This window comes from Frankia sp. CcI156 (assembly GCF_001983015.1).
Lineage (GTDB): Bacteria > Actinomycetota > Actinomycetes > Frankiales > Frankiaceae > Frankia > Frankia casuarinae.
The window spans coordinates 87305-111057 of sequence record NZ_MOMD01000009.1 but is presented as its reverse complement, the minus strand read 5'-3'; the positions used below and the strand labels follow the sequence as shown (position 1 = coordinate 111057).

17 protein-coding genes are annotated in these 23753 nt (G+C 70.4%); 8 read left to right on the top strand and 9 right to left on the bottom strand.

All coding sequences use genetic code 11. From position 1 onward, the window contains the following. The first annotated feature begins 191 nt into the window (after nt 1–191). From CcI156_RS04380 to CcI156_RS04365, 4 genes are all read left to right on the top strand, one after another. Nucleotides 192–1424 (top strand): glycosyltransferase family 4 protein, encoded by a 1233-nt coding sequence (locus tag CcI156_RS04380; RefSeq protein ID WP_076804361.1) that lies wholly within the window; start codon nt 192–194, stop codon nt 1422–1424. A 1469-nt stretch (nt 1425–2893) separates the two neighbouring features. Further along, on the top strand, nt 2894–3769 hold the full coding sequence (locus CcI156_RS04375; RefSeq protein WP_076804376.1) for a TylF/MycF family methyltransferase: 876 nt from the start codon (nt 2894–2896) through the stop codon (nt 3767–3769). Between the two features lie 45 nt (nt 3770–3814). Further along, a complete protein-coding gene (locus tag CcI156_RS04370) occupies nt 3815–4606 on the top strand; it encodes a protein-tyrosine-phosphatase (RefSeq protein ID WP_011435733.1) in 792 nt (263 codons plus the stop codon). Then, nucleotides 4603–6225 carry a Gfo/Idh/MocA family oxidoreductase gene (locus CcI156_RS04365; protein ID WP_076804360.1) on the top strand — a complete coding sequence of 541 codons (1623 nt, stop codon included), beginning with the start codon at nt 4603–4605 and terminating at the stop codon, nt 6223–6225. Before CcI156_RS04370 ends, CcI156_RS04365 begins: the two co-directional genes overlap by 4 nt. A 113-nt stretch (nt 6226–6338) precedes the next feature. On the opposite strand, the gene CcI156_RS04360 is transcribed toward CcI156_RS04365, so the two are convergent. Together CcI156_RS04360 and CcI156_RS04355 are read right to left on the bottom strand one after the other, a co-directional pair. Further along, the gene (locus CcI156_RS04360; RefSeq protein ID WP_076804359.1) at nt 6339–8153 is read right to left on the bottom strand and encodes a bifunctional diguanylate cyclase/phosphodiesterase; all 1815 of its coding nucleotides are present in this window, start codon (nt 8151–8153) and stop codon (nt 6339–6341) included. A gap of 433 nt (nt 8154–8586) precedes the next feature. After that, nucleotides 8587–8976: a class E sortase gene (locus CcI156_RS04355; protein ID WP_256382295.1), complete on the bottom strand. Its 390-nt coding sequence runs from the start codon at nt 8974–8976 to the stop codon at nt 8587–8589. A gap of 309 nt (nt 8977–9285) precedes the next feature. Between CcI156_RS04355 and CcI156_RS04350 the strand changes: the two genes are divergently transcribed. Next, entirely contained in the window at nt 9286–10164 is an 879-nt protein-coding gene (locus CcI156_RS04350; protein WP_076804357.1) for a glycosyltransferase family 2 protein, read from the top strand. On the opposite strand, the gene CcI156_RS04345 is transcribed toward CcI156_RS04350, so the two are convergent. Further along, a complete protein-coding gene (locus CcI156_RS04345) occupies nt 10143–10892 on the bottom strand; it encodes a bifunctional 2-polyprenyl-6-hydroxyphenol methylase/3-demethylubiquinol 3-O-methyltransferase UbiG (RefSeq protein ID WP_023840565.1) in 750 nt (249 codons plus the stop codon). The two genes, CcI156_RS04350 and CcI156_RS04345, sit on opposite strands and share 22 nt — an antisense overlap. A 120-nt stretch (nt 10893–11012) precedes the next feature. Here CcI156_RS04345 and CcI156_RS04340 point away from each other — a divergent pair, with 120 nt between their 5' ends. Continuing rightward, the gene (locus CcI156_RS04340; RefSeq protein ID WP_076804356.1) at nt 11013–12221 is read left to right on the top strand and encodes a glycosyltransferase family 4 protein; all 1209 of its coding nucleotides are present in this window, start codon (nt 11013–11015) and stop codon (nt 12219–12221) included. A gap of 92 nt (nt 12222–12313) precedes the next feature. Here the strand turns inward: CcI156_RS04340 and CcI156_RS04335 are convergent, their stop codons facing one another. The 3 genes from CcI156_RS04335 to CcI156_RS04325 form a co-directional block, all read right to left on the bottom strand. Next, entirely contained in the window at nt 12314–13492 is a 1179-nt protein-coding gene (locus tag CcI156_RS04335) for an RNA polymerase sigma factor (RefSeq protein WP_076804355.1), read from the bottom strand. Between the two features lie 40 nt (nt 13493–13532). Then, complete coding sequence (gene dnaG, locus CcI156_RS04330) at nt 13533–15422, bottom strand: DNA primase (RefSeq protein WP_076804354.1); 1890 nt, start codon at nt 15420–15422, stop codon at nt 13533–13535. Nucleotides 15423–15918: 496 nt separating this feature from the next. Beyond that, the gene (locus CcI156_RS04325; protein ID WP_076804353.1) at nt 15919–17181 is read right to left on the bottom strand and encodes a deoxyguanosinetriphosphate triphosphohydrolase; all 1263 of its coding nucleotides are present in this window, start codon (nt 17179–17181) and stop codon (nt 15919–15921) included. Between the two features lie 95 nt (nt 17182–17276). On the opposite strand from CcI156_RS04325, the gene CcI156_RS25420 reads away from it, so the two are divergent. Together CcI156_RS25420 and CcI156_RS04320 are read left to right on the top strand one after the other, a co-directional pair. Next, on the top strand, nt 17277–17432 hold the full coding sequence (locus tag CcI156_RS25420) for a hypothetical protein (protein ID WP_011435724.1): 156 nt from the start codon (nt 17277–17279) through the stop codon (nt 17430–17432). Between the two features lie 40 nt (nt 17433–17472). Next, nucleotides 17473–18012, top strand: coding sequence for a PH domain-containing protein (locus tag CcI156_RS04320; RefSeq protein WP_076804352.1), 540 nt, complete (start codon nt 17473–17475; stop codon nt 18010–18012). Between the two features lie 95 nt (nt 18013–18107). Here the strand turns inward: CcI156_RS04320 and CcI156_RS04315 are convergent, their stop codons facing one another. The 3 genes from CcI156_RS04315 to ppdK all read right to left on the bottom strand — a co-directional run bounded on the left by CcI156_RS04315 (nt 18108) and on the right by ppdK (nt 23724). Next, nucleotides 18108–19982, bottom strand: a complete 1875-nt coding sequence (locus CcI156_RS04315; protein ID WP_076804351.1) for a transketolase — start codon at nt 19980–19982, stop codon at nt 18108–18110. Nucleotides 19983–20219: 237 nt separating this feature from the next. After that, nucleotides 20220–20906 (bottom strand): YdcF family protein, encoded by a 687-nt coding sequence (locus CcI156_RS04310; protein ID WP_035730080.1) that lies wholly within the window; start codon nt 20904–20906, stop codon nt 20220–20222. A gap of 124 nt (nt 20907–21030) precedes the next feature. Continuing rightward, a complete protein-coding gene (gene ppdK, locus CcI156_RS04305) occupies nt 21031–23724 on the bottom strand; it encodes a pyruvate, phosphate dikinase (protein ID WP_011435720.1) in 2694 nt (897 codons plus the stop codon). Nucleotides 23725–23753: the final 29 nt, after the last annotated feature.

The window sequence follows — 23753 nt, the reverse complement described above, 5'->3', positions numbered from 1 at the left end:
CCCACCGCCACTCAGGCCCCACCGCCACTCAGGCCCCACCGCCACTCGGCACCCGCGATCCGCGACCCACGACACGCATCTACAGACAGTTGCTCGATTAATACTTTGAGTGACAGAGTCGGATCGATTCGTACTGGCGCACGGCCCACCCGGTCCGATCAGCGGTCATTGCGAGGAGGAACAGCCGGCTCATGACCTCCGTCCCCAGGTCGACGACGGTGGYAGTCGTCGTATCGCACGCGATCCAGCATTTCGCGCCGCTGTACCGGGCGTTGACCGAACACGAGGTGGATCTTCGGGTGCTCTTCCTGTCCCGATCGGGCCTGGAACGCTACTTCGACGCGGATTTCGGCCTCGACGTGCAGTGGAAATCGGACGTCGTAACCGGTTATCACCACGAGTTCATCGCGGACCTGCCGCTGCGCCCTGGCTGGCGKCAGCCCGACGTCACCCGGCAGATGGTTACCMGGACCTGGGCGGCCCTGGACCGACTGCGCCCCGCATGCGTGCTCGTCTACGGATACCGGTACGCCCATTCCCTCGCGGCGCTCGCCTGGTGCCGGCGACGAGGCGTACCCGCCCTCATGATCAGTGACAGCGAGCTCCTCGGCCAGCGAACCCCAGCCGTCCGCGCCGTCAAACGGCTCACGCTGCCCCACCTGATGCGTTCAGTGAGCGCATTCCTCACGATCGGCGACAACAACGAGGCGTACCTGGCCCACTATGGAGTCCCCGCCACCCGCATGTTCCGCACGCCGTATCCCACCGATGAGACGGCGCTGCGGGCCGTACTGGCGCATCGGGACAAGCATCGAACGGCGATCCGCGCCGAGCTGGGCATCGCCCCGGACGCCCTTGTCGCCTTGTTCGCCGGAAAGATGATCTCTCGGAAGCGCCCCCTCGACATCGCGGACGCACTGCGCATCCTCACCCGCACGCCCCGGGGTCCGGTCGACCGGGAAATCATCGTGATCATGGCTGGGGACGGAGTGCTGCGCGCCACTCTCGATGCGGTGGCCGCCGAGCTCGGCGGCGCGTTGCGGATGGTCGGATTCGCCGACCAGGAACGGCTCCCCCGCCTGTACGCGGCCAGCGACCTCTACCTGCACCCCGCCGAGCGGGATCCGCATCCGCTGGCGGTCAAGGAGGCGGTGCTCTGCGGCCTGCCGGTGGTGGTCAGCGACCGGGTGGGCTCCACCGGCCCGACCGACGACGTCCGTCCCGGCCGCAACGGCCGGGTTCACCCGGTCGGCGATGTGGACGCGCTCGCACGGATCCTCGGGGAGCTGCGCGCGCGCCCCGACGTCCTGGCCAGGATGGCCCAGGAGTCGGAGAAGGTGATCGGCGACATCGAGCTCGCCGCGTCCGTGGACGGCTTCCTGCGCGCCGTTGCCCATGTGCGCGACACCGCTCGGCGCGGATGACCAGAGCCGTCAGCCGCCGGGCCGTCATGACCGGCCCGCTCGCGAGCCGGCTTCCCCGCTCCACCGTCGCCGTACTCGCCGGCAACGCGGGCACGCTGGTCGTCGGGACCGCGACCGGCGTCCTGGCCGCCCGCGCTCTGGGGCCGGTGGCCCGCGGCGAGTTCGTCGCGCTGCAGACCTGGGCGGGCATGCTCGCGATGGTGTTCGCCCTGGGTGTTTCCCAGACGCTGGTCACCGATGACGGTGAGGACCGCGCGCTGCTCGGCCCGCTGCTCACCCAGACCGTCGCGTCGGCGCTGCTCGCCGCGGTGCTGTTCACCGTGGTGCCGATGCTGATCACTGTGGGCCCGGGCCGTTCGGGCGGCACGGGAGCCGGGCGGGGAGCCGCCTGGGACGCCGTCGCCGTGCTGGGCGCGACCTGCTTCACCGCCGCGGCCGTGGCCGCCTCCAACGCCGCCGGGCTCGCGCAGCGCCGCGGTCGGATGACCGGCGAGTTCCAGCTCGTCCGGTTGCTACCGGCGGCGGCGACACTGGCCGCGTTCGCCGCGCTCGCCGGCAGGGGAGTCCGCGATCCAGGCTTGTGGATGCTGACCCTCGGCGTGACGGCCCTGCTACCCCCACTCGGGTACCACGTGGCGGTGCTCGGCGGCCTTCCCGCCCTCGCGCGGCCGGGACGCCTGCTGCCCCGGCGCCGTTTCATGCGGTCCGCCCTGGGGGCCTACGGCACCGTCGTCGGGGCCCAGCTCATCTACAAGCTGGACATGCTGCTCGTCGCCACCTTCCTGGCCGCCGAGCAGGTGGCCTTCTACGCCGTCGCCGTCGCTGTCGCCGGCGCCTGCACGACCGTCTGCCAGGCGACCGGCATGGTGATGTTCAGCCGGCTCCGCACCCTGGTCGATCCCCGGCAGCGGGCCCGGGTGGTGCGCCGCGCGGTCATCGCCACCGTCGCCCTCGCCGCCGCGGTGGCGGGCACGATCGCCCTCGTCACGCCGACGGCCATCCGCATCGTCTACGGCACGCGGTTCGCCCCCGCCGCCCCGGCCGCCCAGGTCCTCGTGCTGGCGACCATCCCGCAGTCCGTCGACTACCTGCTCACCCATGTGCTGCTCGGGTTCCGTGCCGCCCGCACGGTGCTTGCCATCCAGGTCCCGGTCGCRCTGTCGACCGTGCTCGGCCTCGCGGCGGCGCTGCACGACGRCCGCCTGCCGATCGTGGCCGCGGTGTCGGGGATCACCTACACCGCCTCGGCCGTGTCGCTGCACCTGGCCAGTACCCGCCTGCTCGCCCGCGCGGCAGGCGCCTCACCCGACAGCGTCCCCCTGGACGGCGCCTCACCCGACAGCGTCCCCCTGGACGGCGCCTCACCCGACAGCGTCCCCCTGGACGGCGCCTCACCCGACAGCGAACGGAGCCTGACGGCCCACGGTCCCATCCCCTTTCCGCGCTCACCCCTCTCATCAGGAGCCACGATGACCACGACGCCGACCRTCGCCCCGCACGACCCGACCGTCGCCCGTCACGATCTTTCCGATACCTCGGTGCGGTACCTCGATCTGCTTCGCGCGACGCTGACCTGCTCTCTCTGGGATGGTCAGGACGGCGGTGCGTGGGAGCCGCGCACCGGCGCGAAGAGGATGCTGGTACGAGCCTTCCGCAGCCAGGGAATGGAAATCGTCAAGAGGAGCGCACCGGGCGCCCGGACCGACGGCCGGGACTGGCCACGGCTGGCGCTCACGATGACCGGCGACCGCCGGATGCGCAACCTCCAGGAGTGCGCCGAACGAGTCATCGTCGACGGCGTCCCAGGCGACTTCATCGAGACCGGGGTATGGCGGGGCGGCGCGTGCATCCTCATGCGCGGGGTGCTCGCCGCCTACGGCGTCCCCGACCGCACGGTCTGGGTCGCCGACTCGTTCGCCGGCCTGYCCGCGCCCAATCCGGGGCGCTACGCCGCCGACACCGGCGACCGCCACCACGAGTACGCGGAGCTGTCGGTGTCCCTCGAGCAGGTGCGGGACAACTTCCGCCGCTACGGCCTGCTCGACGATCAGGTCCGTTTCCTGCGCGGCTGGTTCCGGGACACCCTGCCCACCGCGCCCATCGAGCGCCTCGCGGTCCTGCGCCTCGACGGCGACATGTACGAGAGCACCACCGACGCGCTGACGGCGCTCTACCCGAAGCTCTCCGACGGCGGCTTCTGCATCGTTGACGACTATGGAGCCGTTCCTGGCTGCCGGGCGGCAGTCGAGGACTACCGGGCCGCCCACGGGGTGACCGAGCCGATCATCGAAGTCGACTGGACCTGCGTCTACTGGCGCCGGAGCGAGCCCTCGCGGTCGCGCTGAGCTGGTCCGCGCCCCGCCGACCCCGGCGGAGAGAGGAGGAAAGGGATGACGGAGGAAGGGGTGGCAGTGCGGCAACGACCGTGGGCAGTACTGATGGTGTGTACCGGAAACGTCTGCCGCTCGCCCCTGGCCGAGCATCTCGCCGCCGCCCGGTTCAGCGCCGCGCTGGACCAGATCAGCCTCGGCGCGGCCGGCGCGCAGGCATCCGGTGGGACCGGGGGTAACGAGTCCTCATCCGAGGGATGGCATCCACCCAGCCCCGCCGGGGACCTTCTGGTGAGCAGCGCGGGAGTATGCGCCCGGGCAGGTGAGGCGATGTACCCCCAGGCCGCGGCGATCCTGACATCGCGGGGGCTCGACCCGTCCGGCTTCCGGGCAAGGTTGCTGACACCGGATCTGGTCCAGGCCAGCGATCTGGTGCTGTGCGCGACCCGCGCACACCGCTCGACGGTGGTGGGCCTTGTGCCACGGGCCATGCGCCGTACCTTCACCCTGCGCGAGTTCGGACGGGTGACCTCCGGAGTCCGCCCCGCCGACATCCCCCCGGGCGGGACACGGGCGGCCGGGGAGTATCTCGCCGCCACGGCCCGGCGGATCCGGGCCGCCGGCCACGCGCTACCGGCTGCCCTCGACGACCTGGCCGACCCCCTCGACGGCGGTCGGGATGCGTTCGAGAACTGCGCGCGAATGATCGAAGAGACGCTGTCACGGCCGATGGCCCTGCTGGCGGAGGCGTGTCACGAACGACTGGCGGTCACGCCTACGGACCCCGCAGACCCGGCAGGCCCGGCAGGCCTCGCGGATGTCCCGGTCGACCGGACCCCGGCACCGGGATGAACATCCTGATCGGGAACCGGTGGCTGGCCGGCTTCCTCGACGAGACCCCCCTGCCCGGCCACTGCCGGATCCGCCCGGACATCTGGGTGACGCYGTTCCCCGTGGACGGTCAGTTCTTCGTCAGGGCGGGCAGCAGCCGGGCCCTCGCCGCCTACACCCGCGAGTTCGGCATCCGCGCGGTCGCCCGCAAAACGGCCAGCCGGCTGCGGGAACGCGACCGCAACCAGCGTTACTTCGGCATGGGCCTGGGCACCCTGATCGAGGCGGTCCCACCCGTCAGCGGGGCGGCTTCGCCGACGGGAACGACCGTCGCTTTCGTCGCCCCCTGCCACCCGGCGTGCATGGAACGCGTCGTCCTGCATCAGGACCTCGTCCGCCCGGTGGGGCCGGGCGGCCCCACCGGCGCTCCCGCCGACCCACTCGGCTTCGTCAGCCCCGATCCGCCGCCACCGCGATCCGCGGTCGTCTACCGGGCCCGGCCGGCGACCGCGTTCCCGGCCGTGGACGACACGCTCATCGGCTGGTCCCCGATGTCGGGAGCACCGGTGGACCCCGGCGCCGTCGACCGTCTCGTCGCCTGGCTTGCAACCGAGTGGACCGGGGCCCGCCCCGGGGATCGTCCACTCGCCGGGGTCAGTCCGATCACGGAGAGCACCCGGCGCTATGGCCCGCCATCCGCGTCCGGACGACCCACCGCTGTCCTGTTCGGGTTGGGACACTATGCCAAGACGCAGATCGTCCCGCACGTCCGTGATCACCTCGACCTCGTCGGTGTGCATGAGATCGACCCCGTCCAGCTGGGCACCCGGCGACCGGACCGATGTTCCTGGGACACCGCGGCGCTGCTCCGGGACGGGGAGCGGGCCGACGTCGTCCTCATCGCGGGCTACCACCACACGCACGCGCCGCTGGCCCGGGATGCGCTGCGGCTCGGCTCGGTGGCCGTCGTCGAGAAGCCCGTTGTCACCACAGAGGAGGATCTCGGCCGGCTGGTGAAACTCCTTCACGCCGGMGGGCGCCTGTTCGCCTGCTTCCAGCGACGCCACAGCCCGATGAACGCCTGGCTGCGCTCCGACCTGCGCCTGGCCGACGGCAACGAGCCGCTGATCTACAGTGCCGTGGTGTACGAGGAACCGCTTCCCCGCCGGCACTGGTACCGCTGGCCGTCCTCACGCACCCGGCTGGTCAGTAACGGCTGCCACTGGATCGACCACTTCCTCTGGCTCAACGACTTCGCGCCGGTCCGCCGGAGCACGGTGGCCCGCTCCCGCACGGACACCTTCACGGTGTACGTCGAGCTGGAGAACGACGCGGTCCTCTCGCTCGTGCTGACCAGTGCCGGGGGCAGCCGGCACGGTCTGCGGGAACAGTCCCAGCTGCGCGCGAACGGCGTGACGGCCACCATCGTCGACGGTTCGCAGTACACCGCGGAGGCCGGGTCCCACATCCTGCGGCGGCGGCGAGTCAACCGGCTCGACAGCTACCCGGCCATGTACCGCGACATCTGCGCGGGCATCGTGGCCGGCGCCCCGGGCGAGGACGCACGGCAGATCGCCGCCGTCGCCGCGCTCACGCTACGGCTGGACGCCGCAGCCGGCCGGGATGGGCCCGAACCCTGATCACCGGAATCACGGACATCGGGGACATCGGGGTCCTGGTGCCGACGGCGCCCGGACCCCCGAATCGGACCGCCCTCACGGGCCCGGTGCGACCGCCACGCCATCGCCCGCCATCAGGACGCCGCAAGGTCGGCCGGCACCCGGCGCCCGACCGCCCGCCGGGTTGCCGGTCCCGCCGCTGACGGCCGCGTGGGCGCGACGGCCTCGACCGCCGGTGCCACGATTGGGGAGATCGGGGACTGTGCCGCGCAGGTGTCGACCGGTCCCGCCACGGCGCGCGGCGCGGTCCCGGGATGGACGGCAAGCCTGCTGCCCCATTCCCGCAACCAGCCGACGACTCGTTCCCCCGCCATCGGACGTGACACAAAGTACCCCTGGACCTCGTCACACTGCCAGGCGGCGAGAGAGGTCCAGGAACGCTGCGTTTCGACCCCCTCGGCGACAATCCGTAACCGCAGCGCATGTGCCAGGGAGACCGTGGACCGCACGATCTCGGCCGCGGCCGGATCGCGGTCGAGGTCACGCAGGAAGGTCCGGTCCAGCTTCACCTCGTCGGCCGGCAGTTCGCGCAGGTACGACAGCGAACAGAAGCCGGTGCCGTAGTCGTCCAGGCTGACCCGCACACCGAACCGGCGCAGCCCCGCCAGGGTTCCCTGCGCCAGCTCCCGCGCCACGATGAGGGAGTCCTCGGTGACCTCGATGACAAGCGCCGAGGGCGGGAGCCGGTGCCGGGCGAGCGCGGMCCGCACCACGCCGACGAAGGYGCGGTCGACGATGACCGACGCGGGGACGTTCACCGACACCGCGAGCGGGGCACCCCGGCCGTGCCAGCGCGCGCAGTCGGCCAAGGCCTGGTCGAGGACCTGCACGGTGAGCTTCGGCATCAACCCGGYACGTTCGATCTCCGCCAGGAAGGCGTCGGGCTGCCGCACGCCGTCGACCGGATGGCGCCAGCGGACGAGGGCCTCCACACCGCTGATCCGACCGCTGCGCAGATCCGCCTTGGGCTGGTAACTCAGTTCGATCTGGCCGGAGTCCAGCGCATGGCGCACCTCGGCCCGCAGCAGCAGGCGGGCACGGTTGATCGGTGGATGGTCGCGGGCGTAGACGGTCTGCCCGTGACGGCCCCCCTTCGCCAGGTACATCGCCTCCTCCGCGTGACGAAAGAGCTCCAGCGCGCCACGGCCGTGCTCGGGGGCATGGGCGATCCCCACGCTCGCCTCGGGCCGCACCGGAGTTCCCGCGAGTGGAACGGGCAGTTCCAGCACCTCCCGCAACCGCCGAGCGACCTGTTCGGCCCGGGCCACATCGGCGCCGCGCAACAGCACGGCGAACGCGTTGCCGTCCACCCGGGCGAGCAGATCCGATCCGGGCAGCGCTCCGCGTAGCCGGCAACCCACCGTGGCAAGCAGGCGGTCCCCATGCTCATGCCCGAGCGCCCCGTTGACATCACGCATCCGATCGAGATCGATGAGCAGCACCGACACGGACGTCGCGCCACGCGCCCGGTGCTCACCACCCGTGAGACAACGGCTGGCGACGTCGAGGAAGTACCGTCGGCCCGGCAGCCCGGTCAGCTCATCCACCACGCCGCGCCGCGGCCACGCACGRCCCACGCCTCCCCGGGGATCCCACRGCTGGATGTCCGGTCCGGCCGAACCGGCCAGACCGTTCGCGTCGGCCGGACCGTTCGGACCCGGCCAGACCGCCGCGGCGAGGATCGCCACCGCGATCGACAACGCCGCGGCCGCGAGCACCACGCACGACAACGCGACCGGCGACGGCGCGGGCCCGCCCCATCCGCCGATGAGACAGAGCAGTCCCAGAAGCAGACCCAGCGCACCCCCCATCAGGGCGGCGACCCCCGAGACCGGCCGGACCAGCATCGACCGGGGCAACACCGACCGGAACAAAACTGACTGGACCATCGTCGCTCCGCCCGCAGCGCATCCATGACCTGGACGAGCACGCGGACCGACATCGCCGGTCCGCGTGCTCCCGGGGACAGCCATCCCCGCCTCGACCTCGTGGCGCAACCATCGGCGGCTACCCGACGGGCGGCCCGCACCGCCGTGCCGGATCGTCGAGCCACGCCGTATCCGATCCCGCCCATTCATCGAATTCCCCCGAAGCCGATCCCGCAATGTCCTTGAGTGAGCTGCGTCCTTGGGTGAGCCGCCGCAGCCGGTCGAGGATGGCCGCCCACGACGTCACCGCCGCCGGCATCACGCGCCTGGTTTATCCCCGCGCTATCCGAGCGTAACGTTCGCCAGTTCGCAGGGTATCCGATGCCCGACTTTCCACCGGCATCGGCTCGGTCCGTGGCCGCCGACACCGTCGTTGGCCAACCGCCGGGTAACACTAATCACCGTGAAGGGCACCGGCGAAATCCAAACCGTTGCCGCCCGGGACCACACCGTGTCCGTTCCGGGAAATCCCCGCCAGGGGCGGAGATCTTACAGTAATCAGCTCCTTGCCCGGCACCTCAGCGGGTTCTCCGGGCATCGGACAGGTGGCGTCGAACCGAGTCGGCGCTACCACCTCAGATTCGGTGACGCGATACGCGTGGTAACGGTCTCGCACCTCGACGGGGAAGGGATCCMCAACCTTCAGCTCATCGAGACGACTAAACGGTTTTCTATATGCGGTCCGATGTCCGGAAACCACGACATTCCCCAGCTCATCGGGCATGGCGGTCCCCGGCATATGTCCGGGACCCCGGCGCAGGACGGTGGCGGGKACACCTTTCACAATGGCCGGCGAATGGTTTGGACCGAATCGTGGAGCACACCGAATCGTGGAGCACACCGAATCATGGAGCACGCCGAATCATGGAGCACTCAGTATCGCCGGCCCCTCGCCGGCGCGTGCCGCCGGGAGTCCACCGGACCGGCAGGCCGGATGGGCGCGGGGACCACGCCGGCGGGTCACACCAGCACCCCGAACCTCACTCACCGTTACATGCAGAGGCACTTCTGTTACCCTCGATACTCATTCCGAGCCGTGGAGGCTCGTCGCCCGCCGGACCGGATGCTCTACCCGAGCGACGCAGGGGGTCCGATGAAGACCGTGGCGGTGATTGTCCACTGGGGTCCGCACCGGCCGACCRTGGAGCTTGCGAGATGGCTCGACGGCAGCCCCGTCATCGCCCAGGTGGCGGTGGTCGCGAACGACCGGTCGGACCGACCCGACCACCTGCCGGCCTCGGTCGCCTGGATCCTGCCGCCCCGCGACCTCGGTCTCGGCGGAGGCTTCCGRCTCGCCAGCCACGGCTACCCCGCCGCGCAGGCCTATCTCCTGATAGGCAACCACGTCAGGATCCCGGACCTGGCGCTGCGCGCCTGCCTGGATCTGCTGGCCGGGACGAACATCGGCGTGGTCGCGCCCACACTGGTCGACAACGACGGTCGGCGCTCGGGCCCGGCGCGGCTAAGCCCGGTCCTGGCTGCGCCGAAGGCCCGGCGTCCCCCCGGCGACCGCCCCCTGGAGGCCGACTGGGTCGCAGGCACGATCATGTTCGTCAAGGCGGACTGCCTGCGGCGGATCCCCCTGGACGGCCGTTACTACCTCGGGTTCGAGGATGTCGACTTCTGTTACCGCGTCCGGGACGCCGGATGGAGCGTCGTGGTCAGTCCGCACCGTGCACAGCGCATCGGGAGCACGACCGTCCCCCGGCATGGCGACGCCTACTACGGGGTGCGCAACCGGCTCTGGTTCGCCCGGGTCCGCGGATGGCGAGCCCGGGCCGCCTTGATCGCTCTGGCGACGGCGGTCGTCGTGCTACCCCGCGCCGTCGCGCTGGACATGCTTCTCGGGCACGGCACCCGGACCTCGGCCCTCGTCCTCCACGGCCTGCTGGACGGTCTCTCGATGCTTCCCCCGCCGGGAGAGGCACGTGACGACGAGCCGCGCGCCGCTCACTGGACAAGCTGGCCGTAGTCGGGCTGGTCACCAGACGGCGCGGACCGTTGCCGCACCACGGCAACGCCGGATGCGCCGGTCCGGCGCGTCGCCTGTGGCGCCGCGAGGAACAGCGCCTGCCAGCCGAACATGTTCGGCCACCGGTCCAGAACGCGACGATCCCACCGCCGCACCAGCTCCCCGGGGAGCAGCTCACGGGTGCGCCACCACGGCAGACCACCGGTGGTGGCGGTGGCGACGATGCGCAGTCCGTTGTCCTCCAACAGCCGCCGGGCCGAGTTGACAGTGTAGAACCGCAGGTGGGTAGCGTCCATGAGACCGGTCTCGGTGTACTCAAACCGACCCCGCAGGAACAGTGCGCGCTGCCGGTAGTGCAGCACGTTCGGCAGCGCCACCAGGACCCGGCCGCCGGGTGCCAGCGCCCGCCGGGCCTCTACGAGCAACGGCACCGGATCCGCCAGGTGCTCGAGGATGTGGGAAAGCAGCACGAGCTGGTGACTTCCGTCGGGGACGAAGGGCAGCCCGGCGTTCAGATCAGCGAGTTCGACGTGGTCGCACTCGGCCGTGGCGGCGGCCCGCTCGGACGGATCAATCGTCACCCCCGTCACCCGCCAGCCCCGGGCCCGCAGCAGCCGCGCGTTGTCCCCGGCTCCGCACCCACAATCCAGCGCCTTACCCGCCGGTATGTCGATCAGATCGAGGAGAGGCGGGTTACCACCGTTGCGGTACCGCAGATCGGCTTCCATACACGACCCCTTGTCGCCATCATCGGAGAAGCTACAGGCAGTCAAGAGAACTCGAAACGTTACTATGACACGCTCCGCAGCACAGGACTAGCACCTGGAGAGACATTAAAATCACTCTCCGTGCAGATCTCGCGTCGATCCACCGCCCCGACCGCCTCCCTCACCGATCGACCCGCCCGGGTTCTACTGCTGAGCAGTTCCCGCGGCYTCGGTGGCGGGATCGAGCGTTATCTCTCGACGATCGAGGAGACACTGCGGGCCGGTGGGGCCGATCTCCTGCGGGTCGACATGCTGGAGCCAGGCGTCGAGCTGACCCCGGCGATCAGGGCGCGCTTCACATCGCGCGCGCTCGCCGCGGCGCGCCGCTTCGGCCAGGCCGACAGCGTGGTCGCCGGGCACGCCAACCTCATCCCTGTCGCGGCGGCGGCCCTCCGACTGTCCCGGGCCCGTCTCGGCCCGGTGCTGCTCTACGGCACCGACATCTGGGGCATGCGCCGCACCGACCGCGCGATCCTGCGCGCCGACCCGCTCCTGCGCCCGGTCACGATCAGTTCCTACAGCGCCGGCGCGCTGTCGACGCTGGGTCTGGCCCCCATCCTCCGGCCGGGCATCTCACCGACGTGGCGGGCGACCCTGCTGGCCGAGGCGAACCGCCGCCGGCCGTTGTCCCCCGTACCGACCATGCTGAGCGTGTTCCGGCTCAGTGACTGGGTGGGCAAGGGTGCGGGGGTCCTGCTGGAGGCCGTGGAGTCCGTCCGGGCCACCCTCGGCCCGGTCCGGCTGGTGTTCGCCGGGCAGGGCCCGGCACCCGGGGCCCTGCATGAGCTGGTGTCCGCGCACCCCGACACCGAGCTGCACGAGTCCCCGACCGACGACGCGTTGGCACGCCTCTACGCCACCGCCGACCTGTTCGCGCTGTGCACCCGCACCCGCTCGCGCGGGCCACGGATCAGCGGTGAGGGCTACGGCATCGTGCTGCTCGAGGCGCAGCTCGCCGGGTGCGCGGTGGTCGGACCCGCCTCAGGCGGTAGCCACGACGCCTACCAGGACGGCGTGACCGGGCAGACGCYGATGGACGAGTCGGCGCAGGCGCTGGCGGACGTCCTGCACGGCATGCTCGCCGACCGAGCGCGACTGGCCCGCGTCGGCCGGCGCGCCGCGGAGTGGGCCGAGGCCGCCACTCGGCCCGACGACTACCTCCGCACGGTTTTCACCGCCCTGACCGGACRGCTACCGACCAGCGAGGGCCGGGACATCCCGGTCCAGCCCACGGGCACCGGAACCCGGCGGGGGGCGCCACGGGCCGATGCTCCCACCGGATCGGCGTGACTCCCGGATCCGGATTACGAATATCAAATATCGACCAGAGGTAACCATAACGCTATCGGCGGCCAACAGCCGGAAATGGTTGCCGGTCGCTCCTACTCCAGGTAGTCGCGCAGCTTCTGCGACCGGGAGGGATGCCGAAGCTTGGACAGCGTCTTCGACTCGATCTGGCGGATGCGCTCCCGGGTGACCCCGAACTCGCGCCCGACCTCCTCCAACGTACGCGGGTGCCCGTCAGTGAGCCMGAAGCGCAGCTGGATGACCTTCTTCTCCCGGTCGGACAGGGTGTGCAGGACCGAGTCGAGCTGCTCCTGAAGCAGGATGAAGCTGGCCGCGTCGACCGGGACGACGGCGTCGCAGTCCTCGATGAAGTCGCCAAGGTGGGAGTCCTCCTCCTCACCGATGGGGGTCTCCAGCGACACCGGCTCCTGTGAGACCTTGAGGATCTCACGCACCTTGTCCGGGGTGAGATCCATCTCCTTGGCGATCTCCTCCGGACTCGGCTCCCGGCCGAGGTCCTGCAGGAGCTGCCGCTGGATGCGGATCAGCTTGTTGATGGTCTCGACCATGTGCACCGGGATGCGGATGGTGCGTGCCTGGTCGGCGATGGCCCGCGTGATCGCCTGCCGGATCCACCAGGTGGCGTAGGTCGAGAACTTGTAGCCCTTGGTGTAGTCGAACTTCTCGACCGCCCGGATCAGGCCGAGGTTGCCCTCCTGGATGAGGTCCAGGAACAGCATGCCGCGCCCGACGTACCGCTTGGCGATCGAGACGACGAGACGCAGGTTCGCCTCGACCAGCTTGCGCTTGGCGATCTGCCCGTCGCGTTCGATGGCCTCGAGGTCCCGCCGCATCTGCGGGGAAGTTTTCTTGGTGGCCACCGCCAGCTTCTCGGAGGCGAACAGCCCCGCCTCGATCCGCTTGGCAAGATCAACCTCCTCCTCGGCGGTGAGCAGGGGGACCTTGCCGATCTCCTTGAGGTACATGCGCACCGGGTCGGAGGTCGGCGCCTTGAGGGCGAGCYCCTCCTCCTCGCGGCGACGGCGGGCCAGCAGATCCGCCTCGTCGGGGCTCTCACCTCCCGCCTCGAGTACCTCGATGCCCTCGTCGTTCAGCACCTGCAKCACCGTCTCGGCCTGCTCCGGGGGCAGCTCCGCGGCCTGGATGGCGACCGTGACATCCTCGGTGGTGAGGAACCCGATCTCCTTGCCCCGGGTGATGAGGTCCTTGACCTCGTCCACCTGGGCTTCGCGGGGTAGGACGGTAGGACTCATGGGCGGAATCTCGTCACTTCCTTCTCGGGATCGACCCAGGTTACGCGGCACCTACGCCCCGCTCCCGGAGTTGATGCTTGTGCTGCTCCAAAGCGATCAGCTCGCCGAACGCACGGCGAAGGGCCTCGGCGTCGGTCACCCCGTTGAGCCGCTGCACACGCGACTTCAGGTCCGTGATCCGAYGGGTCACATGCAACTCCTGTACCCGCGACATCTGTTCGTCGACATAACGATCATCCACATCGTGGTCGCACAGCACCCTCTCCACTGCAAGGGCAGTGACGAAGCGTCGCAGCTCCTCCTCCGAAGCCGCCGCGGCCAGCTCGGCCACCCAGGTGGTGACCTCACCGGACCTCGCCAGCCCCGCGCACACCCCACCGGCCTCGGCGATGAGGTCACGGACGGCACGGTGYGCGGGAACAGTGAACATCTCCGGACCCAGCGTGTCGAACATCGGGCCCGCCAGCCCGGGATACTGAACGGCCAGCTTGAGCGCCTCACGCTCCACGATGACCGCCGCGTCATCGGCCCCCGCCCCGCGCCGGCGCATCGGCGCGGAACGGGCACCAGCCCGCTCGCCCCCCTGCCTCGACCGGTGCTCGGCCACCCGGCCCACCACGAACCGCYCGTCGAGGAAACCCAGCCAGCGGTCCAGGTTCACCGCGTACCGGTGCCGCAACGCGGCGTCCTTGAGCCGGTTGACCAGCGGCGCGGCGGCGTCCAAGGCTGCGAGCCGGCCCTCGGTGGTGTTGAGGTCGTAGCGGTCGARCACCCCGCGGATCGCGAACTCGACCAGCGGCACCCGGCTGGCCACCAGATCCCGCACGGCGCCGTCGCCACCGCTCATCCACAGCTCGCAGGGGTCGCGGCCGGAGGGCTCCACCGCCACGAAGGTCTGGGTGGCGAAGCGCTCCTCGTGCTCGAAGGCGCGTAGCGCCGCCTTCTGCCCGGCCGCGTCGCCGTCGAACGTGAAAATCACTTCACCGCGACGCTCGTCGGAGTCCATGAGCAGCCGGCGGACCACCGCGACGTGCTCGGAGCCGAAGGCGGTGCCACAGGTCGCCACGGCCGTGGTGACCCCGGCGAGATGGCAGGCCATGACGTCGGTATAGCCTTCGACCACCACGACCTGGTAGCGGCGGGCGATGTCACGGCGGGCGAGATCGGCGCCGTAGAGCAGGTTCGCCTTCTTGAACAACGGCGTGTCCGGCGTGTTGAGGTACTTCGGCCCGGCGTTCGGGGCGTCGTCCTCGGCGAGGCGCCTCCCACCGAAGCCGACCACCTCACCGGCGAGATCCCTGATCGGCCACATCAGCCGATGATGGAAACGGTCGATCAGACCCCCGCGGGCGCCCTGTTTGGCCRGCCCCCCGAGCACCAGCTCCTCGCCGGTGAAGCGCCGGGCGAGCAGATGCCGAGTGAGGGTGTCCCAGCCGGTCGGGGCGTAGCCGACCTCGAAGCGCGCCGCCGTGGTGAGATCGAATCCCCGCGCAGCGAGGAAGTCCCAGCCGGCGCGCGCGGAGGCCTGCGACTCTAGCTGCTCGGCGTAGAATTCGGCGGCCGCCCGGTGCGTCTCCAGCAGCCGCTGCCGCTGGCTGGACACCGTACGGTCGGTGGTCCCACCGCCCTCGTAGGTCAGCGCCACCCCGGCCCGGCGCGCCAGGCGCTCCGCCGCCTCCCGGAAGGTCAGCCCGTCGATCTCCCGCACGAAGGAGTAGACGTCACCACCCTGCTGGCATCCGAAACAGTGGAACAGGCCGGTTGCCGCATTGACGTAGAAGGAGGGTGACTTCTCGTCATGGAACGGGCACAGCCCGACGAGCTCGTTACGCCCCGCCGGACGCAGTTGTACGTGCTCGGCCACGACGTCCGCAATCGGCGAGCGCTCCCGGACCAGGGCGACGTCGGCGTCACGGATTCGTCCCCCCACCCGCCCCTCCCAAGTCCGCGTCGAGACTCTGCGGGTACCCGAACGAGAGGTAGCTCGCCCGKGGCRGAGTGCCCGTCAATATGTTTGCCACGTCCATTCCCGCCGGATCGATGCTAGGACCACCACCCGCCGGCCTGCCCGGCCTGTCGACGAGTGACGCGGCGCCCCTCACATCGGTCCTACCGCTGCGATGGTACGTGTCGTAAGCACGACAGTACCGATCATGCCACGTGAATGTTGGGGACAGGGGCCGTGACGTGCATGCCGAGCTGCGATGTCGGGCCGCGGACCGCGCGCCGRCTCGCTCCCCCAGCCGAGGGAGCGGGTGTCCCCCCGAACGGGGGAACACCCGAAACACCGTCGGGCCATCGGGCCAGCAGAGGACACCCACCGAACCCACCACGCACGGATCCGGCGGACACGGACCCACCACGTACGGATCCGGCACGCACCGAACCCCTCTCGCACCGGGTCCCCCGCACACCGGACTCGTGGCTCACAGGACCCGCGGCGCCGGTCGTCCACACAGCAACGCATACCGCCGCTCGGCGCTGGCGTCGGTCAGACGCGCCACCTGGTCGATGACGACCCGTAGCCGTGCCGCATCGTCAGCGGCCATGCGGTAGGCCGCGCGCAACGACGGCTCGAGCACGTCCGGCGCGCCCCGGGAGAGCATCGCCACGAGCTCCGCGACCACCTCCCGCTGCCGGGACTGCCGGGCGCGGGCACCCGGCCGCTCCATCACATACCAGGCGGTGACCCCCTTGAGCRCCGCGCACTCGGCCACGGTGTCCGGATCCACCACCAGATCCGCGCCATAGCGCCACAGCGGACCGTCGGGATGGCACGCCCGGGTGGCACGGACCGCGCTGTGCGCGAACCGGGCGATGAGCTCGCTGGTCATCGCCCGCAGAGCGGCCTGGCCCCGGGCCGAGGTGATCTCGGAGCGGACCCACCAGGGCTGGGACCGCAGGATGCCCAGGGCGGCCGCCACCGCCTCGGCGGACGGCCCCGGGTAGCGGACGGCGGTCGCGGCGGCGAGCTCCGCCCGGCGGCCGGAATCGTCGAGGGCGGCCAGATCGATGTGTCCGGCAACGACCCCGTCCTCGAGGTCGTGCACCGAATAGGCCACGTCGTCCGCCCAGTCCATGATCTGCGTCTCGATACAGCGCCGGGCGGCCGGTGCGCCCTCCCGGACCCAGCGGAGCACGGACAGGTCGTCGGCGTAGGCGCCGAACTTCGTGCTGTCCGCCCGGGGCCCAGGGCGGCGCGGCCACGGGTACTTCGTCGCCGCGTCCAGGGTCGCCCGGGTAAGGTTCAGGCCCGCGCTGCGACCGTCACAGTCGACGATCTTGACTTCGAGCCTGGTCAGCTCGCGCAGACTCTGGGCGTTGCCCTCGAAGCCACCGCAGGCGGCTGCGGCCTCGTCAAGCGCCAGCTCGCCGTTATRCCCGAAAGGGGGATGACCCAGATCATGCGCGAGGCACGCCGCCTCGACCAGGTCGGGGTCCGCTCCCAGTTCCTCGGCGAGCTCCCGGCCCACCTGGGCGGTCTCCAGGGAGTGGGTCAGCCGGGTACGCGGGAAGTCGTCGTCGAGCGGGCCCACGACCTGGGTTTTTCCCGCCAGCCTGCGCAGCGCGCTGGAGTGCAGCACCCGGGCTCGGTCCCGGGCGAAGGGACGACRCTGAGCCGGTGTGGCCTTCGGGCGTTCCACGATCCGACGGGCCGTGTCCGAGGTGTCATACCACTCACTGACCACGAGTTTGAGAGTATCGGCGCGATTCCGCGACCTCCATCGAGCTCAGCGGCGATACTTTGTGCGCACCCTTCCCCGAATCGGCCCGGAGGCCTGCCGTGGACAAGATCATTAGGTATGGGGCGATCGCGTTCCTCATCTTCTTCGTGGTGACCGCGCCCAACAGCGCGGCCAGTATCGTCGGCCGCGCCTTCGACTGGCTGCAGTCCGTCGGTAACGGGGTGTCCCAGTTCGTAACCGATACCGCTCTGTAATGGCTACCCGGCCACTCTTGATGTCTGGGACACTGCCGGCGTGGTGAGACTCCAGCTTCCGGACCTGGCTCAGCGCGACACCAAGTACCTCGCATCCCAGGAACGCCTGGTGATGATGGTGCGGTTGCACTGGGCGGTCCTGCTGCCCATCTTCCTGCAGACCGTCGGGGCCGTACTGCTCGCGCTCGTGGCGAACATCCTGTTCGCCTCGCAGGACGTCGACGCCGGCATCATCACCACGCTGCTGTGGTACTTCGCCCTCTTCATGATCTTGAGGATGCTGTGGAGGGTCGCCGACTGGYAGTTCGAGCACCTTATGATCACCGACAAACGGCTCCTGAAGGTGTCCGGGATCTTTTTCCGCAAGGTCCAGACGATGCCACTTTCCAAGATCACGGATCTCACGTACAACCGGGATCCGCTTGRCCGGTTGCTCGGGTACGGCGAGTTCGTCGTGGAGTCCGCCGGCCAGGACCAGGCGCTTTCCAAGATCCAGTTCCTGCCGCGTCCAGACCGGCTCTACCTCACCCTGGTCGACATGACCTTCGGTGGAGCACCCGCCCCAGCCGGAGACGACTGAGGGACGGCCTGGTGGGRCCGGGGGGATCTCCCCCGGTCCCACCGGATGTCCCAGCCTCGTGCCTTCTCGACCGCCGGCCGCCGGCCCTGGACGGGTCAGCGCAGCAGGTCGCGGGCGGCCTCGACGATGTGCCTCGCGGAGATGCCGGCCGCGTCCAGGAGCTCCTGAGACGTCCCGGAACCCGGCAGCGACCGCACCGCGAGATGACGGACCGACAGCGGCACGCCGCCGTCGCTGAGCGCTTCCAGCACCGCGCTGGCCAGTCCACCCTCCGGGTAGTGATCCTCGGTGACGACGATGCGCCCGCCGGTGGCCTGGGCGGCGTCGGCGAGCGTCGCCGCGTCGACCGGCTTCACGGAATACAGGTCGATCACGCGGGCCGCGATCCCCTCGGCCACGAGGGTGTCCGCCGCGGCCAGCGACTCGTGCAGGGTGACACCGGCACCGATGAGCGTGACGGTGTCGGCATTCGATCGGCGGAGCACCTTGGAACCACCGGGGGCAAACGGCTCGTCCGGGCCATAGAGCACGGGGTAGGCTCCACGGGTGGTGCGCAGGTAGCTGACCCCGGGCAGATCCGCCATCGCCTCGACGAGCTTCGCGGCGGACGTCGCATCGCTCGGGTAGAGCACMGTCGAGCCGCCGACCGCCCGCATCATGGCGATGTCCTCGAGCRCCATCTGCGACGGCCCGTCGGCGCCGATCTCGACTCCCGCGTGGCTGCCGGACAGCCGGATGTCGGCCTGGGAGATCGCCGCCATCCGGATGAAGTCGTAGGCCCGGGAGAAGAACGCCGCGAACGTGGAGGCGAAGGGCACGTAGCCACGCACCGACAGCCCGACCGCCGCCGCGACGAGCTGCTGCTCGGCGATGAAGATCTCGAAGAAGCGGTCCGGGTAGATCTTGGCGAAGTCCTCGGAGTAGGTCGAGTTGCTGACCTCCGCGTCGAGCGCCACCACGTCGGTGCGGGCTCCGAGCGCGGCGAGCGCCTGGCCGTAGGCGCGCCGAGTCGCCACCTTGGCGCCGAGATCGTAGGTGGGCAGTGTGATGACGGGCCGCTCGACCGGCGCCGGTCGGGGGAGGTCCGCGGGCGGCACCGGACCGCGAACCCGCAGGTCGCGCAGGCCGCCGAGCTCGGCGATGGCGCGGTCGGCCATGTCGGCGGGGAACGGCTTGCCGTGCCAGCCCTCGACGTCCGCGGTCTCGGAGAAGCCCTCGCCCTTGCGGGTGCGGGCGAGGATGACGGTCGGCCGGGTGACGTCCTCGGCGTCGGCGAGCACCGCGTCGATCGCGGCGATGTCGTGGCCGTCAACGACGACCGCGCGGGCGCCGAAGGACTCCACCCGCCTGGCGTAGGTGTCGAGGTCCCAGCCGAGCTCGGTCGGGCCGCGCTGGCCGAGCCGGTTGACGTCGACGATCGCGATGAGGTTGGAGAGGTTGTAGTAGGAGGCCTTGTCCAGTGCCTCCCAGACCGAGCCCTCCGCCATCTCGCTGTCACCGCAGATCACCCAGACCCGGTAGGGCACCTTGTCCAGGTACTTACCGGCGAGCGCGACGCCCACGCCGTCGGGCAGGCCCTGCCCGAGCGACCCGGTCGCGACGTCGACCCACGGCAGGACAGGCGTCGGGTGGCCCTGAAGCCGCTCACCGAAACGGCGGTAACCATTGATCAACTCGTCGTCACCGACGACCCCGACCGCCTTGAAGATGGAGTAGATCAGCGGGGATGCGTGCCCCTTCGAAAAGATCAGATGATCGTTCGCCGGGTCCGCCGGGTTGTCCCAGTCGTACCGAAGGTGGCGCGCGACGAGAACCGCCAGCACGTCCGCGGCCGACATCGACGAGGTGGGATGCCCGGAACCCGCCGAGGTGCTGCTGCGCACCGAGTCGACCCGCAGTTGCTGCGCGAGTTCCCGAACCGTCTCCAGGTCGGCCGTCCCGACCGTGCTCTCGGATACGGGAGTTGCCACACCAGTCTCCTTACAGTGTCGTTCCACACCCGGAAGGTAATCTCCGGAGGGTTCTCTCGCGCCGCGGGCAGCCGACTCCGCCGCTTTGCCTCACTACCACGTGTCGCACTACCCCCTCACCCGGCGATCCGAACCGTATCAGCGGCGGCCGACGGCAAAGAGGGCCGAAGCGGGCGTTGATATGTCAGAGGCGTCACGGGTTCGTATCCGCTGCTGCCGACGAACGTCGACCCGGTGTCAGACGGCCCGGGTGGTCGCCGAAGGTGGTGATGCCTGGCGGAAGAGCTGGTACCACCGGTAACCGATCCCCTCGCGGATGATGTACCGGACCTGCGTGCCGAAGCCGTGGACGGCCGGCCCCCGGTCGGCCGGGGAGGTGACGGCGTCAACACCGAGGTCACGGGCCATCGTCCGAGAACGCAGGCTGTGCCAGGGATCGGTGACCAGCACGGCGGTGTGCCAGTGCCGCGAGTTCATCAACCCGGCTACGGCGGTCAGCGACCCGAGCGTGTTCGAACCCTCGGGTAGGACGAGCACCCGATCCGGGGGGATACCCCGCTGCCGCAGATAGGTCGCACTGGCCTCGCCCTCGGTGTAACGGTCGCCCGGCTGCTTCCCACCGACTGTGATCACCTGAGGGGCGATTCCCTCCCGGTAGAGCTCCAGCACGTGGTCGAGACGGGCGGCGAGGACCGCCGAGGGACGCCCGTCGTACTGCGAAGCACCGAGCACCACGAGGACGTCGGACCGGGGCCGGTGATCCTCCCTGCCCACCCACCAGACCTGCAGAAACGTCACCACGGCGAGAACCATGATGCCGAGGAGGACAGCCGCCACCGCCCGCATCATCCAACGCCACCATGGCACGCGGTACCAGGTCACGCGAAACGGGTTGACGATGAGACGAGGACGGGACAGGCCCACACGAACGAACAGTAGCGTCCCTATGGGCACACGACCGACATCACAGGGCAACTGCCCCCTTCATCCGCCCAGCCCCGATCGGGATCCCGGCCCGGAAAGGGCAGGAAACGGGCCAGGCGGAAACTCACCCGACCGTCGACCGGCCGAGAACCGCGGCACGCCCGGCCTCCAGCCGGGCCACCGGCACCCGGAACGGCGAACAGGAGACGTAGTCGAGCCCGAGTTCGGCGAAGAAGTGCACGGAATCGGGATCGCCGCCGTGCTCGCCACAGACGCCGAGGCCGAGATCGGGCCGAGCGCCCCGCCCAGCCCGGACCGCCGTCCTCATCAGGGCGCCCACCCCGTCGCGGTCCACCGACGCGAACGGCGACCCGGCGAGGATGCCGAGGTCGAGGTAGCGCGGCAGCAACGATGCCTCGACGTCATCCCGGGAGAAACCCCAGAGCAGCTGGGTGAGGTCGTTGGTGCCGAACGAGAAGAACTCGGCGCGGCGGGCGATCTGGTCCGCGGTGAGCGCCGCCCGCGGAACCTCGATCATCGTGCCGATCGGCAGGTCGATCTCCAGGCCGCTCTCGGTGCCGACCTCGGCCAGCACCCCGCGCACCCGGTCCCGGATGGCATCCAGCTCCGTCGCGGTGGAGATGAACGGAACCATGATCTCGGGACGGGGATCACCGCCTACGCGGCGGCAGCGCACCAGCGCCTCGGCGATCGCCCGCGCCTGCAGTTCCACCAGCCCCGGGACGGTGAGAGCGAGTCGGACGCCGCGGCGACCCAGCATCGGGTTGGTCTCGTGCATGCTGCGCAGGACCGCCAGCCTCTCCCGGTCGGCGTCGTCGACCGGCCTTCCGGCGGCGTCCGCGGCGGCGATCGACACGGACAGCTCGGTGAGGTCCGGGAGGAACTCGTGCAACGGCGGATCGAGCAGCCGGACCGTGACGGGCAGACCGTCCATCGCGGTGAAGATCTCGACGAAATCCTCCCGTTGCGGGGGAAGCAGCCGGCTGAGCGCCTCGGTCCGCTCAGCCGGCGTTCCCGCGAGGATCATCTGCTCGACCAGGGTACGACGATCCCCGAGGAACATGTGCTCGGTGCGGCACAGCCCGATGCCCGCGGCGCCGAACCGGCGGGCCCGCGCGGCGTCCGGCCCGGTGTCGGCATTCGCGCGGACCCGCAGCCGGCGGGACCGGTCGGCGTGCCGCATCAGCCGATCCACGGCGGCGACCAGGTCCCCGCCCGGCCGGGGATGGTCGGGACGGCCGGCCTCGAAGTACTCGACGACTGGTGACGGGACGAGTGGTACGGAACCGGGGTATACCGCGCCGATGGTCCCGTCGATGGAGAGGATGTCCCCCTCCCGCACGACCACGCCCCGCCCGGTGGTGAGGCGGCGACCGGCGGGATCGACCTCGATCTCCTCGGCCCCGCACACGCAGGTCCGGCCCAATCCTCTGGCGACGACGGCGGCATGCGACGTCCGGCCGCCTCGGGAGGTCAGGATTCCGCGCGCCGCGAGCATGCCCGCGAGGTCATCGGGATTCGTCTCGCGGCGGACGAGGATGACCGGTCGGCCCTCGGCCGCCACCCGCACCGCCTCGGCGGCGTCGAAGACGGCCTCCCCCACCGCCGCCCCGGGCGCGGCGTTCACTCCCGTCGCGATCGGGGCGGGCCGGGCCGTGTCGTCGAAGCGCGGGAACATCAGGGTGGCGAGCTGGTCGCCGCTCACCCGGCACAGCGCCTCGTCGTCGTCGATGACACCGCCTTCGGCGAGCATGGCGGCGATCCGGAAAGCCGCCGCGGCAGTGCGTTTGCCGACGCGGGTCTGCAGGATCCACAACCTGCCATGTTCGATCGTGAACTCGATGTCGCACAGGTCCCGGTAGTGCTTCTCCAGGCGCGTCATGATCTCGCGCAGTTCGGTGAAGGATGCCGGGTCGATCCGCTCCAGCTCGGCGAGGGGAACCGGGTTACGGATCCCGGCCACCACATCCTCGCCCTGGGCATTGGGCAAATAGTCTCCGTACACGCCGGGTTCGCCGCTGCCCGGATCCCGGGTGAAGGCCACCCCGGTGCCCGAATCCGTTCCAAGGTTGCCGAACACCATCGCGACGACGCTCACTGCCGTCCCGAGATCGTCCGGAATGCGCTCGGTACGGCGGTACAGCCGGGCCCGCGGCCCGTTCCAGGAGTCGAACACCGCTCGGATCGCGAGATCCAGCTGCTCGCGGGGATCCTGGGGGAAGGGGCGGCCGGTGCGCTCGAGCACGATCCGCTGGTAGGTCGCGACGAGCGCCCGCAGGTCGTTCTCGTCGAGGTCGAGGTCGCTACTGGTGCCCTTGGCCCGCTTCGCCGCCTCGAGGGCCGCGTCGAACGACGGCTCGCCGACGCCGAGGACGGTCCGGCCGAACATGGCCAGCAGCCGGCGGTAGGAGTCCCAGGCGAACCGCGGCGAACCTGACTGCTCGGCCAGGCCCAARACGGCCTGATCGGTCAGGCCGATGTTCAGAATGGTGTCCATCATCCCGGGCATGGAGAACTTCGCGCCGGAACGCACCGACACCAGCAGCGGATCGTCGGCCTGGCCGAGYCGCCGTCCCCGGGCGGTCTCCAGGGTGGCAAGATGATGATCGATCTCCGCCCGTAGCCCGACCGGTTCGCCGCCGGCAAGGTACTCCCGGCATGCCTGGGTGCTGATAGTGAACCCGGGCGGGACAGGCAGGCCGAGATTCGTCATCTCGGCGAGGTTCGCACCCTTACCACCGAGAAGATCCTTCATGTCCTTGTTGCCCTGGTGGAAGCCATACACGTAGCGCGCCATGGTCGTCCCTTCCGCCCCGGAGTGATACC